At 67.0% G+C, this 14,384-nt stretch carries 16 protein-coding genes; 11 read left to right on the plus strand and 5 right to left on the minus strand.

The annotated features are described in order from the left end of the window. Positions 1-183 precede the first annotated feature (183 nt). Together rplQ and ACW179_RS12935 are read left to right on the plus strand one after the other, a co-directional pair. The gene (rplQ, locus tag ACW179_RS12930; RefSeq protein ID WP_419251717.1) at positions 184-597 is read left to right on the plus strand and encodes a 50S ribosomal protein L17; all 414 of its coding nucleotides are present in this window, start codon (positions 184-186) and stop codon (positions 595-597) included. Positions 598-722: 125 nt separating this feature from the next. Then, on the plus strand, positions 723-1,142 hold the full coding sequence (locus tag ACW179_RS12935; protein ID WP_492059900.1) for a hypothetical protein: 420 nt from the start codon (positions 723-725) through the stop codon (positions 1,140-1,142). A 10-nt stretch (positions 1,143-1,152) separates the two neighbouring features. On the opposite strand, the gene ACW179_RS12940 is transcribed toward ACW179_RS12935, so the two are convergent. From ACW179_RS12940 to ACW179_RS12950, 3 genes are read right to left on the minus strand one after another with little or no spacing between them, the layout of a single operon-like run. After that, positions 1,153-1,851 (minus strand): hypothetical protein, encoded by a 699-nt coding sequence (locus ACW179_RS12940; RefSeq protein ID WP_492059901.1) that lies wholly within the window; start codon positions 1,849-1,851, stop codon positions 1,153-1,155. Positions 1,852-1,861: 10 nt separating this feature from the next. After that, positions 1,862-2,686: an ABC transporter permease gene (locus tag ACW179_RS12945; RefSeq protein ID WP_492059902.1), complete on the minus strand. Its 825-nt coding sequence runs from the start codon at positions 2,684-2,686 to the stop codon at positions 1,862-1,864. Then, positions 2,686-3,579 (minus strand): ABC transporter ATP-binding protein, encoded by an 894-nt coding sequence (locus ACW179_RS12950; RefSeq protein ID WP_492059903.1) that lies wholly within the window; start codon positions 3,577-3,579, stop codon positions 2,686-2,688. The genes ACW179_RS12945 and ACW179_RS12950 overlap by 1 nt, the downstream gene beginning before the upstream one ends. A gap of 161 nt (positions 3,580-3,740) precedes the next feature. On the opposite strand from ACW179_RS12950, the gene ACW179_RS12955 reads away from it, so the two are divergent. The 9 genes from ACW179_RS12955 to ACW179_RS12995 all read left to right on the plus strand — a co-directional run bounded on the left by ACW179_RS12955 (position 3,741) and on the right by ACW179_RS12995 (position 11,825). Then, a complete protein-coding gene (locus ACW179_RS12955) occupies positions 3,741-4,985 on the plus strand; it encodes an alkaline phosphatase family protein (RefSeq protein WP_492059904.1) in 1,245 nt (414 codons plus the stop codon). 103 nt (positions 4,986-5,088) lie between these two features. Further along, positions 5,089-5,547 carry a VOC family protein gene (locus tag ACW179_RS12960; protein ID WP_492059905.1) on the plus strand — a complete coding sequence of 153 codons (459 nt, stop codon included), beginning with the start codon at positions 5,089-5,091 and terminating at the stop codon, positions 5,545-5,547. A 13-nt stretch (positions 5,548-5,560) separates the two neighbouring features. Further along, entirely contained in the window at positions 5,561-5,884 is a 324-nt protein-coding gene (locus ACW179_RS12965; protein ID WP_492059906.1) for an ArsR/SmtB family transcription factor, read from the plus strand. After that, the gene (locus ACW179_RS12970; protein WP_492059907.1) at positions 5,881-6,387 is read left to right on the plus strand and encodes an SRPBCC domain-containing protein; all 507 of its coding nucleotides are present in this window, start codon (positions 5,881-5,883) and stop codon (positions 6,385-6,387) included. The genes ACW179_RS12965 and ACW179_RS12970 overlap by 4 nt, the downstream gene beginning before the upstream one ends. Then, a complete protein-coding gene (locus ACW179_RS12975) occupies positions 6,384-7,631 on the plus strand; it encodes a TCR/Tet family MFS transporter (protein ID WP_492059908.1) in 1,248 nt (415 codons plus the stop codon). The genes ACW179_RS12970 and ACW179_RS12975 overlap by 4 nt, the downstream gene beginning before the upstream one ends. A 47-nt stretch (positions 7,632-7,678) precedes the next feature. After that, the gene (locus ACW179_RS12980; protein WP_492059909.1) at positions 7,679-9,139 is read left to right on the plus strand and encodes a DegQ family serine endoprotease; all 1,461 of its coding nucleotides are present in this window, start codon (positions 7,679-7,681) and stop codon (positions 9,137-9,139) included. A gap of 65 nt (positions 9,140-9,204) precedes the next feature. After that, on the plus strand, positions 9,205-10,506 hold the full coding sequence (locus ACW179_RS12985; RefSeq protein ID WP_492059910.1) for a replication-associated recombination protein A: 1,302 nt from the start codon (positions 9,205-9,207) through the stop codon (positions 10,504-10,506). Between the two features lie 62 nt (positions 10,507-10,568). Then, a complete protein-coding gene (locus tag ACW179_RS12990; protein WP_492064310.1) occupies positions 10,569-11,309 on the plus strand; it encodes an RluA family pseudouridine synthase in 741 nt (246 codons plus the stop codon). 18 nt (positions 11,310-11,327) lie between these two features. After that, positions 11,328-11,825 carry a CC0125/CC1285 family lipoprotein gene (locus ACW179_RS12995; RefSeq protein ID WP_492059911.1) on the plus strand — a complete coding sequence of 166 codons (498 nt, stop codon included), beginning with the start codon at positions 11,328-11,330 and terminating at the stop codon, positions 11,823-11,825. A 3-nt stretch (positions 11,826-11,828) separates the two neighbouring features. On the opposite strand, the gene ACW179_RS13000 is transcribed toward ACW179_RS12995, so the two are convergent. Next, on the minus strand, positions 11,829-13,061 hold the full coding sequence (locus ACW179_RS13000) for a hypothetical protein (RefSeq protein WP_492059912.1): 1,233 nt from the start codon (positions 13,059-13,061) through the stop codon (positions 11,829-11,831). Between the two features lie 125 nt (positions 13,062-13,186). Then, positions 13,187-14,110 (minus strand): energy transducer TonB, encoded by a 924-nt coding sequence (locus tag ACW179_RS13005; protein WP_492059913.1) that lies wholly within the window; start codon positions 14,108-14,110, stop codon positions 13,187-13,189. Between the last annotated feature and the right edge of the window lie 274 nt (positions 14,111-14,384).

The following is a 14,384-nucleotide window of genomic DNA, read 5'->3' on the forward strand; positions in this document are numbered from 1 at the left end:
TATCGCGCTCGATCCGGGCCGCTCGCCACCCTTCGGGGACGGCGGGCGGCCTGGGCCTTTTGAAGCCGCAACTGCGGTGGAGGGCCCCGGCGCTTCGTTCTGACCCGGCCGGGAACAGGCTGGGATGGGTGACAATCAGCGCTAGATCGCGCCACTGCGGGCCAAGGCCCGGGAGACACTACAATGCGTCACGGTAAAGCTCACCGTAAACTCGGCCGTACGTCCGCTCACCGCACCGCCATGTTCGCCAACATGTCGGCCTCGCTGATCAAGCACGAGCAGATCGTCACCACCCTGCCCAAGGCCAAGGAACTGCGTCCCTTCGTCGAAAAGCTGGTCACCCTGGCCAAGCGCGGCGATCTGCACGCCCGTCGTCAGGCCATCAGCATCGTTCGCGACGTTGAGCAGGTCGGCAAGCTGTTCGCCGCCATCGGCCCGCGCTACCAGACCCGTCAGGGCGGCTATATCCGCGTCCTGAAGGCCGGCTTCCGCTACGGCGACAACGCCCCGCTGGCCGTGATCGAGTTCGTCGACCGCGACGTCTCGGCCAAGGGCAAGGACTCGGGCCCGGACTACTCGGCCCAAGCCGAAGACTAATTCTCAGCCCCGGCTGACGCAGAAGGCCCCGGAGCGATCCGGGGCCTTTTGTCGTTTCGGGGCATGATTGGACAGTCTGTCCTGCCTGCCGCACACTTGTCGCCATCGGGGGCGGAGAGAGCGACATGATCTTCAGGGCGATACTGGCCGTGCTGGGCGCGGTGATCACCAATGTTTTGCTGGTCAGCCTTTTCGAGAAGGGCCTGATGAAGGCCTTTCCCCCGCCGCCAGGTCTGAACCTCAGCGACCCGGCTCAATTGAAGGTCTTTGCGGAATCAATGCCCGTCGCAGCCCTTGCCATGCTGGTGGCGGGATGGGCTGCCGGGGCGTTCGGCAGCGCCGTGGTCGGCTATCTGATCGGCCGAAAGACGTGGACGGCGTGGGTCGGGCCGATGTTCAATCTGCTGGGGGTGATCATGAGCATCGCCATGATCCCCCATCCGCTGTGGGTGGCGGTGATCGGTCTAGTCATGCCCTTCGTGGCTGGCTGGTCCGTCCCGCGTCTTCTGGCCGGGAAGCCGAAGGTCGCCGAGGTTCAGGCCTAGGGCCACCAGATCATTGCAGGCCCGGGTCGTAGGCCTCCTCCATCGGCGGCAGTTTCAGGCGCAGCACCTCCGCCGCATAGGCGTCTGCGGAAAAGGGACCGCGTACGGCCTGGGACGGAAACGGCCCTCCGTCGTCAACTCTACGGTCAATGTAGAAGTACTCGGTCCGTCGCCTGTCGATCTCGCCGGTGTCGGGGTTCAGCGGGTGCCGTGCCGCGACGACATAGGCCTTGTCGGCACCCCAGGTAAAGACGACGCCGGATATGCGTTCCAGGCAGTCTGTTCGCTTGTCGTAGCATACATGGGTGGACGCCGGCCCGTCGGGAGCCGCCAGCCGATAAGGGCCCTCGATTTCGTCATAGCGTGCCGGGTCATAGCCCCAAGCCTGTCCGTAGCGACGGAACCGCATGTCCTGGGCTTTCCAGAGCGACGTCCTGCGTTCCATGGTGATCGTACGGCACACGAAGACATCGGTCTGTCGAGTCGGCAGACAGCGCGCGGGCCGTCTGGCGAACGGACCGCCCAGCATCAGCGGGCTGTCGATGCCTTTGGCTATCCAGCGCTTCTCCTCAGCGAGGGACTCAGCCCGGAACACATCCTCCTGGATTTGCTCCGAAAGCGTAGCAACACCGTTTGAGGTGCAGGCCGTCAGCGCCAGGCCGAGTGGAATCAGGCCCGTCAGGCTTGCAAGAAGGCGGCGTTTGCCCATCTCCGGTGACCTATTCCCGCGTCAGGTCCTGCCGTTGGAACAGCAGGATCGCCCCGGTCGCCAGAACCGCCGTCCAGGCGATCAACACCAGCAGCGCCACGCCCAATGGGCCGCTTTCCAGTCCGGTGTGGTCGGGAGCGGCGACAAAACCCCTGAGGAGGTCAGCGCTATAGCCGGGGATGGCTAGGGTCTTCCAGTTGGGCGTGGGATCCAGGCCCTGGAGGCCAACCGCCAGGATGGACTGGGCGAATCTCACCACCACCACGGCGACGACGGCTCCCATGGGCGAGCGGGCGATGACAGCGATGAGGGCGGCCAGCGACGCCAGGGTCATCGCTTCCAGCCAGGTGATGGCGAGAACCCCCGCAATCTGGGCCAAGCCCGCGCCGGAAGCCGAAGCCGTAAGGGAACGACCGCTGATCGACGCGCCGATGACGCTGGCCAGAAGGCTCAGGGCGACTGTGAGGACCAGGTTCCAAAGGATGGCCTCTCCGACGACCACCAGCTTGGCCCCCAGCAGGTGAGGGCGGCTGTTGCGCGGCGTCAGCAGGCGCCAGGTCTCCCAACGATAGTCGCCGGCCAGGATGGCGGCCGCGCCGATGGCCAGAAACAGGGCAGGAAAGATCGAGGCACCGTCCCCCAGCGCCTTGATCACCTGTCCGACCAGGTCGAGCGGCATGCCGGTCAGGGGTTTCTTGGCGAGCTTGCGCAGGAAGAACTCTCCGGCGACGCTCAGGAAGAAGCCCACCAGGGGCGCGAAGATGAAGCCCCAGAAGAGGGCCCCTCGGTCGCGCAGCAGACGGAAGCGCTCGGCGGCGATGGCGTTGGCGAACATCAGGCCGCTCCCGCAGTTTTGAGGGTTTTCAGATAGACGCCTTCCAGATCAGCCTCACGCCAGCGCGCCTCGGTGATCTCGACGCCGGCCTCGACCAGGGCCTTGATCAGGGCAGGGGCTTCGTTGCGGGGGATGTCGGCCAGAACGGCGTCCTCGCCATCGGCCTCGCCCCTGTCGCCTAGCACCGCCAGAACCTGCGCGACGGGAGAGACGACCAGGCGCAGGCGCACCTGGCTGGCGGTCAGGGCGTCTACTGCGCCCTCGGCGGCGATCTTGCCCTTGGACAGGATGACCACCCGGTCGCAGACCCGCTTGACCTCGTCGAGCTGGTGGCTGGCCAGGATGACGGTGACGCCCTCGCGCTTGGCCAGATCGACGATCAGGGCCCGGATCTCCTGGATGCCCGCTGGGTCCATGCCGCTGGTCGGCTCGTCCAGGATCACCAGTTCAGGGCGGGTGAAGAACGCCGCCGCCAGGCCCAGGCGCTGTTTCATGCCGACCGAAAAGCCATTGGTCGGGCGGTCAGCAGCCTGAGCCAGGCCCACGCGCTCCAGCCAGCCGCCGATATCGGCGTCCCTGACGCCGCTTTCCAGGGCCAGCATGGTCAGGGTGTCGCGGGCGGTCAGATAGGGCGGATAGCGCGGGGTCTCGATCATCGCGCCCACCTTTCGGAGCGCCGCCATGTCGCCGGCCGGGGCGCCGAACAGCCGCGCCGCGCCGCTGGTGGGGCGCACCAGGCCAAGGGCGATGCGAAACAGCGTGCTCTTGCCCGCGCCGTTGGGACCCAGCACGCCAAACACGCCGCCGGCGGGTATGGCGAGGGACAAGTCGTCGAGCGCGCGAACCGCTCCGTACGTCTTGACGAGGCCTGAAGCCTCAAGAGCGATGGTCATGCGCTGGCGTCGTCCATGGGCAGAGAATCCTGTCGTTGCCGGCGACTATGGGGGTGCGGTTTGCGCGCGCCAAGTTAAGACGAGGTCATGCGCGCCTGTCATACGACCGAGACCTGCGACGGGCATGCATTGTGTTTTCGGGTTCGGGCTTGGGTAGGATCATGCTGCATCTGTTTCGCGCCGTCGCGCTTGGGCTCGCGCTGTTCCTGTCGGCCTGCGTCTCGACAGGGCCTGCCGAGCCGTCCAGGAGTCGGCTGACGATCCTGGTGTCCATCGACGGCTTCCGGGCCGACTATCTGGATCGCGGTGACACCCCGGCGATCAGCGCTCTGGCGGCCAATGGCGCTCGCGCCGCCATGCGGCCGTCCTTCCCCAGCCTGACCTTTCCCAACCACTATGCCCTGATCACCGGCCGCCGGCCCGACATCAACGGCATCGTCAACAACGTCATGGAAGACCCCGCCATACCGGGGGGGCGCTTCTCGATGAGCAATAGCCAGGCTGTTCATGACGGACGCTGGTGGGATCAGGCACCGCCGTTCTGGGTGACCGCCGAGCAGCAGGGCAAGCGCGCCGGCGCAATGTTCTGGCCCGGCTCCGAGGCCCAGATCGACGGCGTCCGCCCCTCGCGATGGTCGGTGTTCGACCAGACCATGCCGTCCAGCCAGCGCGTCGACACCCTGCTGTCCTGGATCGACGATCCCAAGGGGCCAGACCTGCGCTTCGCCACCCTCTATTTCGACATCGTCGACACCGAGGGCCATCACTACGGCCCGGCATCGCCTCAGGTTCGCGCCGCCGCGGCCGAGGTCGATCAGGCTATTGCGCGCCTGGTGGCGGGACTGAAGGCCAAGGGGCGGTTCGAGACCACCGACATCGTGATCGTCGCCGACCACGGCATGGCACCCGTGCCCGCCAGCCAGCGCTGGCCGCTGGACGATGTGCTGGACCTGTCGAAGGTGCAATTGGTCACCACAGGCGCTGTGGTCGGCCTCAACCCCAAGCCCGGCGAGGGAGCCTATGTCGAGGCCGCCCTGCTGCGCAAGCCGCTGCCGCACCTGACCTGCTGGCGCAAGGGCCAAATCCCCAAGCGTTATCACTATGGCCGCAATCCGCGTGTGCCGGCGATCATCTGTCTGTCGCAGACCGGCTGGTATGTGACGACCCGCGCGGCAATGCAGAAGCCCGGCAAGTGGGATCAGATGGATGGCGGGCAGCATGGGTTCGATCCCTATGATCCTGCCATGCAGGCGGTGTTCGTGGCGCACGGGCCATCGATCAAGTCGGGCGTAATCCTGCCGGTGTTCGACAATGTCGATGTCTATTCATTGCTGGCCAGGATCTCGGACGTGAAGCCCGCCAAGAGTGATGGCAGCCTCAAGGTGATCGGCGCGGCCCTGCGCTGACCCCGCGGGCCGTGACCTCCCCGTAGAAGTGGGGAAAATCTCCCTTGTGCAGATGGTTTCAATATGGGTTAAATATTTCCAATATCCATAAGGAAACACCGGCATGAGCGACTGGCGTCCCAACCTGACTTCGTCGGTTTCTTATCGCGATCCCAAGGCTGCGCTGGAATGGCTGGAAAAGGCGTTCGGCTTTGAACTGGTGTTCCTGGTCGAGGACGCTGACGGCAATCTCGGCCATTCGGAAATGCGCTTTGGCAATGCCTGCGTGATGGTCGGCAACGAGTGGAGCGACGACCACAAGAGCCCGGCCTCGGTCGGCGGCAAGAACACCCAGACGGTGCATATCAGCCTGAGCGAGGGCGATCTCGACGCGCACTGCGAACGGGCGAGGGCGGCCGGCGCGGTAATCCTGGTCGAGCCCGCCAACCAGTTCTATGGCGACCGCACCTATCGCTGCAAAGATCCCGAAGGCCACATCTGGACGGTGTCGCAACCCGTCGAAACGCTCTCGATCGAAGAGATGGAGCGTCGTAGTGGCCTCAAGATCGACAGCCGCCTGTGACGCTCAACGCCGCATGAGCGCCTCGCTGGATCTGACCCTGGCCGCCTTGGCCGATCCGCATCGTCGGCAGGTGGTGGATCTGCTGCGGGCCAGACCGCATCGGGCCGGCGAACTGGCCCAGGCTGTAGGCCTGAGTGCGCCTGCCATGAGCCGGCATCTGCGCGCCCTGCGGCAGTCGGGCCTGATTGCGGAAAGCCATCCGGCGTTTGATGCGCGTGTGCGCGTCTATGCCCTCCAGGCCGGGCCGATGGATGAACTGAAGGCCTGGCTTGAGGCCGCCGAAGAGCATTGGGTCGACCAACTGTCGGCGCTGAAGGCGCACGTGGAGGGCTCATGAGTTCGCGTGTCGTTGTCGCCCTGCGCATCAAGGCCTCGCCGATGCGGGTGTTCGAGGCCTTCACTACCGAGATCGCCGCATGGTGGCGGCCCAATTCGCTCTTCGCCTTCACGCCGAGGTCGCCGGGCGTCATGGCCTTTGAAGACGGCGAGGGCGGGCGTCGTCTGGTCGAACGCCTGGCCTCGGGCAAGGTGTTTGAGGTCGGCAGGGTGCGGGTCTGGGAGCCGGGTCAGCGGCTGGTGGTCGGCTGGCGGCAGGCGACCTTCGCGCCTGACATGGACACCGAGGTCGAGGTCCGCTTTGAGGTTGTCGAGGACGGCACGCGGGTCACGATCGAGCATCGCGGCTGGGACAGCGTGCCGACCGCGCATGTGGCGCGCCACACCTTCCCCGACGGCCTGTTCCTGCGCCGGCACGGGGAATGGTGGCGTGACCTGCTGGGCGGCCTTGCGGTCGCGGTCGCAGACCGGCAACTAGGGACCGCCGGGGAGGGCAACGCATGACTCAGACCATCACGGGCGGACGCCGACAGGCGGCCCTGGGTTTTATCTTCGTCACCGCCGTGATGGACGTGCTGTCGCTGGGCGTGATGATCCCGGTGCTGCCCGAGCTTGTGAAGCGGTTCAACGGCGGCGATACGGCCGATGCCGCCCTTTGGAACGTGCTGTTCGCCACCACCTGGGGCGTGATGCAGTTTATCTGCGCGCCGGTGCTGGGCCTGTTGTCCGACCGCTTTGGCCGTCGCCCGGTGATCCTGACCTCGATCTTCGGCCTGGGTGTCGACTTCCTGTTCATGGCCTTCGCGCCCAGCCTGTGGTGGCTGTTTGTCGGGCGGATCTTCAACGGCATGACCGCGGCCAGCTTCTCGACCGCCGGCGCCTATGTGGCCGACGTCACCACGCCGGAGAACCGCGCCAAGGGCTTTGGCCTGATGGGGGCGGCGTTCGGGGTCGGCTTTACCTTCGGTCCGGCCCTGGGCGGCTGGCTATGGCAGTTTGATCACCGCCTGCCGTTCCTGGTCTGCGCGGCCCTGGCCCTGTGCAACTGGCTGTATGGCTATTTCGTGCTGCCTGAATCCCTGCCGCCCGAGCGCCGGATCAAGACCTTCGACTGGAAAAAGGCCAATCCGCTCGGCTCGCTGGCCCTGCTGCGGAGCAAGCCTGACCTGCTGGGCCTGGCCGGTGTCGGCTTCCTGTTCCAACTGGCCCACAACGTTCTGCCGTCGGTCTTCGTGCTGTATATGGGCTTTCGCTATCAGTGGTCGGTGCAGACCATCGGCCTGACCCTGATGGCCAGTGGCATCGCCGGGATCCTGCTGCAGGCCTTTCTGGTCGGCCGGATCGTCAAGGCGGTGGGCGAGCGCGGCGCGCTGCTGATCGGCCTGTTCTGCGGCTTTGGCGGCTTTCTGATCTACGGCCTGGCTCCGGCGGGCTGGCTGTATCTTTGCGGTCTGCCGATCTTCGCGTTCTCGGGCCTGATCCAGCCGGGCTTGCAGGGCCTGATGACCCGCCGGGTCTCGCCCCAGCAACAGGGGCAGCTGCAGGGCGCCAATTCGGCGATGATGGGCATCACGTCGATCATTGGTCCGACTCTGTATCTGGCCCCGTTCGCCTGGGCGGTGCGGCACGATGCGACCCTGCACATGCCGGGCCTGCCGGTGCTGATCGCTGCGGCCTTGATGCTGGCCGGCACGGCTCTGGCTTTCCGCTTTGCCCACCCTATCTCAGCCGAACCGCGCCCGGCCTGACCGGTCAGGACACCGCGCGGCCATCAATGCGCCCGAAAGCTCAGGCGATGTCCGGGTCGCTTCCAAGGAGACGCTCCACACCTATGCGAGCCCAGCGCGCTTTGTTTCCCGCCCTCATCCTGCTGGCGGCCTGTTCGCCCCAAGGCCAGTCCAGCGCCCAGTCGATCCCCGAACTGGCCCAGCCCACCCGCAGCGCGCCCGCCGATCCCGGCTCGATGAAGGCTTCGTTCGCGCCGGTGGTGAAGAAGACCGCCCCGGCCGTGGTCAATGTCGCCAGCCGCCGGGTGGTGCGCCAGCAGGCCCGCGATCCGTTCTGGGACTTCTTCATGGGGGGAGGCGGCGGCGCGCCGCGCGCCCAGGTGCAGGGCTCGCTGGGGTCTGGCGCCATCGTCCGCGCCGACGGGGTGATCATCACCAATCATCACAATATCGACGGCATGAGCGACATCACCGTTCAGCTGGCGGATCGCCGGGAGTTCCCGGCCACCGTCCTGCTGGATGATCCGCGCTCCGACCTGGCGGTGCTGAAGATCGACACCAAGGGCGAGCGCTTGCCAGTGATGGCGATCGACGACCAGGAGACCCTGGAAGTCGGCGACCTGGTGCTGGCCCTGGGCAACCCCTTCGGCGTCGGCCAGACTGTCACGAACGGCATTGTCTCGGCCCTGGCGCGCACCGACGTGGGGGCCGCCGAGTTTGGCAGCTACATCCAGACCGACGCCTCGATCAATCCGGGCAATTCGGGCGGACCGCTGGTCGACATGGACGGCGACCTGATCGGCATCAACACCTTCATCATCTCGCGTTCGGGCTCGTCCAGCGGCGTGGGTTTCGCCATTCCGGCGGCGGTCGTGCGCCAGGTGGTCAATGCGGCCCTGGGCGGCGGCCACAGCGTGGTGCGCCCCTGGCTGGGGGTGAAGGGCCAGCCGGTCACGGGGGAGATCGCACGGAGCCTTGGCATGGCGGCGGCGCGCGGTGTTCTGGTGGCCCAGGTCTATCCCGGCTCCTCGGCCGACAAGGCGGGCCTGAAGGAGAACGATGTCATCCTCTCCATCGACGGCCAGGCCGTGAATGACGAGGGCGGCGGCGCCTTCGCGATCGGCACCCACAAGGTCGGCGACCGCGTGCCCATGGTGGTGCGCCGCGACGACGCCGAGCGCACCCTGACCGTCAAGGCCGAGGCCGCACCGGAAAGCCCGGCCCGCGACGAGCGCACCCTGACGGGCCGCAACCCTTTCGAGGGCGCGACCGTGATGAACCTGTCACCGGCCGTGGCGCAGGACCTGGGCGCTGACCCGTTCGCCGGCAAGGGTGTGCTGGTCACCAAGGTGGGGCAGGGCTTTGCGCTGAACGCCGGCCTGCGTCCGGGTGACTTTATCCGCGAGGTGAACGGCCGGGCCATCGGCACGGTCGCTGATCTGGCCAGCGTCTCAGCCGGTAGCGGCCGGGCCTGGACGGTGACCATCGAACGCGGCGGCCAGCGGATCTCGGCGCGGTTAAACCCCTGAGGAAGTCGATCGGGGAGGCCGCGATGATCGTGGCGGTCTCCTCGAGGATTTCGTAGACCTCTCCCATGTCTGATCTTTTTCAAGCCGCCGGCCTGACGCCTCATGCGCCGTCTCCACTCGCCGAGCGCCTGCGGCCGCAGACGCTTGAGCAGGTGGTGGGGCAGGAGCACCTGCTGGGGCCGGAAGGCCCCATTGGCCGCATGGCGGCGGCCAGAAGGCTGGCCTCGATGATCCTGTGGGGGCCGCCCGGCACCGGCAAGACCACCATCGCCCGCCTGCTGGCCAAGGCCGGGGGCTATGAGTTCCAGCAGATCTCGGCGGTGTTCTCCGGCGTCGCCGATCTGAAGAAGGCCTTCGAGCAGGCGCGGGGCCGCCGCATGGCCGGCCAGAGCACCCTGCTGTTCGTCGACGAGATCCATCGCTTCAACCGCGCCCAGCAGGACGGTTTTCTGCCCTTCGTGGAGGAGGGGGTCATCACCCTGGTCGGGGCGACCACCGAGAATCCCTCGTTCGAGCTCAACGGCGCTCTGCTCTCGCGCTGCCAGGTGTTCGTGCTCAAGCGCCTGGACGAGGACGCGCTGGAGGCGCTGCTGGTCAAGGCCGAGGCTGCCGAAGGCCGCAAGCTGCCACTGGATGCCGAGGCGCGCTTCACCCTGATCGCCATGGCCGATGGCGATGGCCGCTATCTGCTGACCCTGACCGAGACCCTGCTGTCGGTCGGTACGGACAGCCCGCTGAACGCGACCCAACTTGGCCAGTTCCTGCAAAAGCGCCGCCCGGCCTACGACAAGGATCGCGAGGAGCACTACAACCTCATCTCCGCCCTGCACAAATCGGTGCGTGGTAGCGATCCGGACGCCGCGCTCTACTGGCTGGCCCGGATGCTGGAGGGCGGCGAGGACCCGCTGTTTATCGCCCGCCGGCTGGTGCGCATGGCGTCGGAAGATATCGGCGCGGCCGATCCGCTAAGCCTGCTGCTGACCACGGCGGCCAAGGACGCCTATGACTTTCTAGGCAGCCCCGAAGGTGAGCTGGCCCTGGCCCAGGCTGTGGTCCACATGGCCAGCGCGCCCAAGTCAAACGCTGTCTACATGGCCTACAAGGCCGCCCGCCGCGCGGCCAAGGAAACCGGCTCCCTGGCCCCGCCGGCCCATATCCTCAATGCCCCGACCAAGCTGATGAAGACGCTCGGCTATGGCGATGGCTACGCCTATGACCACGACGTCGAAGGCGGCGTCTCGGGCCAGAACTACTTCCCGGACGGCATGGCGCGACCCCGGTTCTACGAGCCCAAGGCGGTGGGGGCGGAAGCCAAGGTCAGGGAACGGCTCGATGCCTGGGGCAAGCTGCGGAGGGATGGGAAGTGACCACGCGCCCCCCCCGCCGTCCGCCGCTTGCGCCCAAGCCCAAGGCCTCCGACGCGCCTATCATGCTGACGCCCGACGAGATCGCCCTGGCGCGATCGTGGGTGATCCATGAGGACGAGAGCGTCATCGTGCTGAACAAGCCCGCCGGCCTCTCCAGCCAGGGCGGTCGCATTCAGGCCCATACGCTGGACGACCTGCTGTGGGCCTTCGCGCGGCCCGGCCGCCCGCGTCCGCGCCTGATCCACCGGCTGGACCGTGACACCTCCGGCGTGATCCTGACCGCAAAGACCAAGCCGGGGGCGGCGTTCCTGGGCAAGGCCCTGATGGGCAAGCGGTTTCGCAAGTCCTACATGGCCATCGTCGCGCCCGGCGCGCCCGAGCCCAAAGGCGGCATGATCGACAGCCCTCTGCGTCGCGAGTCCATCGGACGCGAGGCCTATATGCGGGTCTGCGAGCCTGACCACCCCGACGCCGAAACCGCCCGCAGCCGCTATCGCACCCTGGCGGCCAACGCCCCGGCGGCTCTGGTCGAGCTTTCGCCGGATACCGGGCGGATGCACCAGCTTCGGGTTCACATGGCCTCGATCGGCCGGCCGATCTCGGGCGACAGTCGCTACGGCGGGGCCTTGATGCTGGGCGGGACGGCAGTTCCGCGCCTGATGCTTCACGCCGCTCAACTGGTCTTTCCGCACCCCGAGGGCGGGGAGCGTCGCATCACGGCCCCAATCCCGCCGGACATGATCGCCATGCTGGACAGGCTGGGCCTTGCCGCGCCGGAGCAGCGACCAACGCCAGCCGTTTGATCCTGCAGGGAGAGCGCCATGAAACCGTTCGTCAGCCTGGCCCTTGCCACCGCCCTGCTGGGCGGCTGCGCCGCGTCCCCGACCCTGTACGCCGCCCGCGCCACCGAACGGGGCGCTGGCTATTCAGAGTTTCGGCTGGAGGCGGGCCGATATCGCGTCACTTTCCAGGGCGGGCCGGGCGCGCCGGTTCAGCAGGTGTCCGACTACGCCCTGTTGCGCGCCGCCGAACTGGCGGTACGGGACGGCTATGACTGGTTCCGGATTACCGACCGGCTGACATCCACCAGCGGTGCCGTAGACGGCCCGCGCCTGACGGTGGGTGGTGGCTCGGCCAGCTTCGGCGGACGCTCGTCGCTGGGTCTGGGTGTGGCAACCCGTTTCAACCTGGGCCCTGGCCCCCGCGTGACCCGTTCGCTGGAGGTGGTGTTTGGACGGGGACCTGCGCCGCACGACGCCGACGTCTATCTGGCCAGGGAGATCATCCGCTCTATCGGCTATGGCCGAGGCAGCGCCTGACCGTCAGGCGACGGCCTTGACCGCCAGCGGGTGGTGGGCGCGCAGGGCGGCGTGGGTCAGGCCGGCGGTCTCCGCCGCCGCAAAATAACCCTCGGCCGGCAAGCCCTGCAGGAAGGTCATCGGCGTCAGGCCCTTGGCGTCGCGGCCAAAGTTCATGATGTCGACGGCGACTTTTTCGGCCGGGCCGATCAGGTCGGCGGCGTCCAGAGTCAGGCCCGCCAGCCGCGCGTCCCTGAGTCCGACCAAGGCGTCCTTTTCCGGCGATACGCGGGCGATCACACCGCGCGTCAGGGCTTTCAGAAGACCCACCACTTCCAGCAGCCGTCCGGACGGCGTACCGCGGGTGATGTCGATCAACTCGATCATCACCCCGCCGCGCAGTAGCGCCAGAGACAGGCCCTGCGTGCCGGTCAGCAGATCGCGGCCGCGCTGGGTGCTCAGGGTGCGGAACGACGCGGGCAGGATCAGGTCGGGCGTGTCGTTGCCCTGGGCCCCGAAGGCGAACAGGGCGGCATATTTCAGGGTGGCCTCATCGATGAAGGCGATATCGCGGTCGGGCAGGCGGCTGATCGCGCGGGCCGAGGCCTGGCGGCCGCTGGCCAGATGGGTGACCACAGGCTCGATGCGTATTGCTGTGGCGATGTTGCGACGAAGGCTGACCACATGCTCCAGCGTGAAGTCGACCCGCAACGCCGCGCCGCTACCGGTGGTGAAGGCCACAGGGCTGCGCCGCGCTTCGTCGCTGGGCTCGACCATGCGCCGCACGGGCGAGCGACTGGAGTCGCGCCGGGCCCGGGCCGCCAGCACCGTGGCTGCGTCGATCCGGCGGCAGACCGCGTCGCCGTTATCGACGCCGATCACGGAATTGATACCCATATCGTCCAGATCGACCGATCCGAGCAGGTGGGTGAGCACATCTTCCAGAATTTTGACACTGGTTGCCTGAGCGGCCAGGCCCTGATCGTTGTTCATGGCGATCAGGAATTCGCTCTCGGAAATGCGGGCGCGCATGTCCTGTCGATCCAGATGCTCAGTCAGCTTGCGCTCGACATAGGTCCAGACATCGCCGCGTTTTTGGTCCCACCAGTCGCCGGCCCAGACCCGGATTGGCGCAATACTGATGACGTTGACTGACCCGCGCGCGATCAGATCTGTCCCGGCCAGCCGGTGCAGGACCGGCGCAGGCAGGGACAGCCGTTCTGTCGGATGGTCCGGAGTTGGGGAGGTCGGGGACATCGGACTCTATTCGCGGGAGGAGCGGTCAGCATGTTCCCCGGTTCTTAACGGCCGGTTCGGAAAAAAGGTTTCCACGGCACACACGCTGTCGGTTCACCATGACCCATAAACAGCGCTCGCAACGGTCAGTAGGCGTCCTCGACCGGGTCGGGGATGGCGTAGATGAGAGGCACCAGGCAGCCCCGGTAACCGCTGGGCGGCGGAGCCGGGCGCGCGCCTGCAACCAGGCTGCGAGCGGCGGCACCAAAGGCGGCGCTGGGCTGAGAGGCCAGCACTTCGATGTTGCCGACAGCGCCCCAAGGCGCGACGTCAAAGCGGACAATGGCCCGGCCCTCGACCCTCCGGGCGGCGTAGGCTGGAGGGTACAGCTTGGCTTCAGGAATGTTCAGCTCTGCCTGCGTGACCTTGCAGGCGTCACTGGGACGGGAAAATGTCCCGACCTCCGGCCGACGAGGGGCCTGTGTCGCGATTGGCCGAGCCGAAAAGGTTGCGTAGCAACCGCGCTTTGGTGTTCCGGGCTGAAAGCGGCTTTCTGATACGGCTGCGGCCGCTGTGTCTGCGAAGGCTGCTTCGCCACCCTGGGCGACGATCTTGACGTCGCGCACGGCGCCGTCTGCATCGATGCCATAGGTAATCCCGGCCCATGCCGGGTTGATGCTTTTGTCATCAAAGGCACGCAGGTCGGGATAGACCCTGAGGTGCGGCCGTCGCCACGGTGCCTGACCACAGTCACCGCCCTTGGAGACAGCCTCGCGTAGGGCGACAGGTGTCGAGCGGCCTTCTAGCGCGATGACTTCAAATAGAGTTGCGGGCGTGACGTCGGCCAGGGCCGTGGTGGTGACCGCGAGGTCCAGCCGGCAGCCGGTGGCGGGCGCGCCGGGCGCGAACCGCCAGGTCGCCAGGGTCGCTGTCTGGTCATCGGCTTGCCAGGGTATGGCCGAAGGGCTGCGGTTGAGGTCGATCACTGCGCCCTCGGCATTGATCGAAAACGTATAGCTATCCGAAGCGGGCGCGGACGGTGGGGGCGACGGCGTTGTGACCGATTGCACCGGCGGTACCCAGGGCTGCCAGATACGGGCGCGGAGCGGCGTGCTCTCAACGATCCTGAGCTCGCGGTTCGCGCAGACGACCGTTGCGGGCGGAGGCGCGAAACTCATGAGCCGAGGTGGTGGGCGGGTTCCGGAAGGCGAGACGGACGGCAGGGCCCAACCGGAGACCGGCGCGCTCATGATGAGTGCGAGGGTTATAACCAGTCCGCGCATATGGCCCCCGAGTGAACTTGGGGTGTAGTCTATCTTGAGGTGATCGAAGCGGTCAATCGGC

The organism is Caulobacter sp. AVps18 (genome assembly GCF_058681425.1).

Excerpts from the sequence above, each read along its gene's own strand:
- ACW179_RS12955 (WP_492059904.1), top strand. The coding sequence starts at position 3,741 with ATGCTGCATCTGTTTCGCGCCGTCGCGCTTGGGCTCGCGCTGTTCCTG.
- ACW179_RS12960 (WP_492059905.1), top strand. The coding sequence starts at position 5,089 with ATGAGCGACTGGCGTCCCAACCTGACTTCGTCGGTTTCTTATCGCGAT.
- ACW179_RS12970 (WP_492059907.1), top strand. The coding sequence starts at position 5,881 with ATGAGTTCGCGTGTCGTTGTCGCCCTGCGCATCAAGGCCTCGCCGATG.
- ACW179_RS12995 (WP_492059911.1), top strand. The coding sequence starts at position 11,328 with ATGAAACCGTTCGTCAGCCTGGCCCTTGCCACCGCCCTGCTGGGCGGC.
- ACW179_RS12950 (WP_492059903.1), bottom strand. The coding sequence starts at position 3,579 with ATGACCATCGCTCTTGAGGCTTCAGGCCTCGTCAAGACGTACGGAGCG.
- ACW179_RS12980 (WP_492059909.1), top strand. The coding sequence starts at position 7,679 with ATGTCCGGGTCGCTTCCAAGGAGACGCTCCACACCTATGCGAGCCCAG.
- ACW179_RS12935 (WP_492059900.1), top strand. The coding sequence starts at position 723 with ATGATCTTCAGGGCGATACTGGCCGTGCTGGGCGCGGTGATCACCAAT.
- ACW179_RS12965 (WP_492059906.1), top strand. The coding sequence starts at position 5,561 with ATGAGCGCCTCGCTGGATCTGACCCTGGCCGCCTTGGCCGATCCGCAT.
- ACW179_RS12985 (WP_492059910.1), top strand. The coding sequence starts at position 9,205 with ATGTCTGATCTTTTTCAAGCCGCCGGCCTGACGCCTCATGCGCCGTCT.
- ACW179_RS13000 (WP_492059912.1), bottom strand. The coding sequence starts at position 13,061 with ATGTCCCCGACCTCCCCAACTCCGGACCATCCGACAGAACGGCTGTCC.
- ACW179_RS12990 (WP_492064310.1), top strand. The coding sequence starts at position 10,569 with ATGCTGACGCCCGACGAGATCGCCCTGGCGCGATCGTGGGTGATCCAT.
- rplQ (WP_419251717.1), top strand. The coding sequence starts at position 184 with ATGCGTCACGGTAAAGCTCACCGTAAACTCGGCCGTACGTCCGCTCAC.
- ACW179_RS12940 (WP_492059901.1), bottom strand. The coding sequence starts at position 1,851 with ATGGGCAAACGCCGCCTTCTTGCAAGCCTGACGGGCCTGATTCCACTC.
- ACW179_RS12945 (WP_492059902.1), bottom strand. The coding sequence starts at position 2,686 with ATGTTCGCCAACGCCATCGCCGCCGAGCGCTTCCGTCTGCTGCGCGAC.
- ACW179_RS12975 (WP_492059908.1), top strand. The coding sequence starts at position 6,384 with ATGACTCAGACCATCACGGGCGGACGCCGACAGGCGGCCCTGGGTTTT.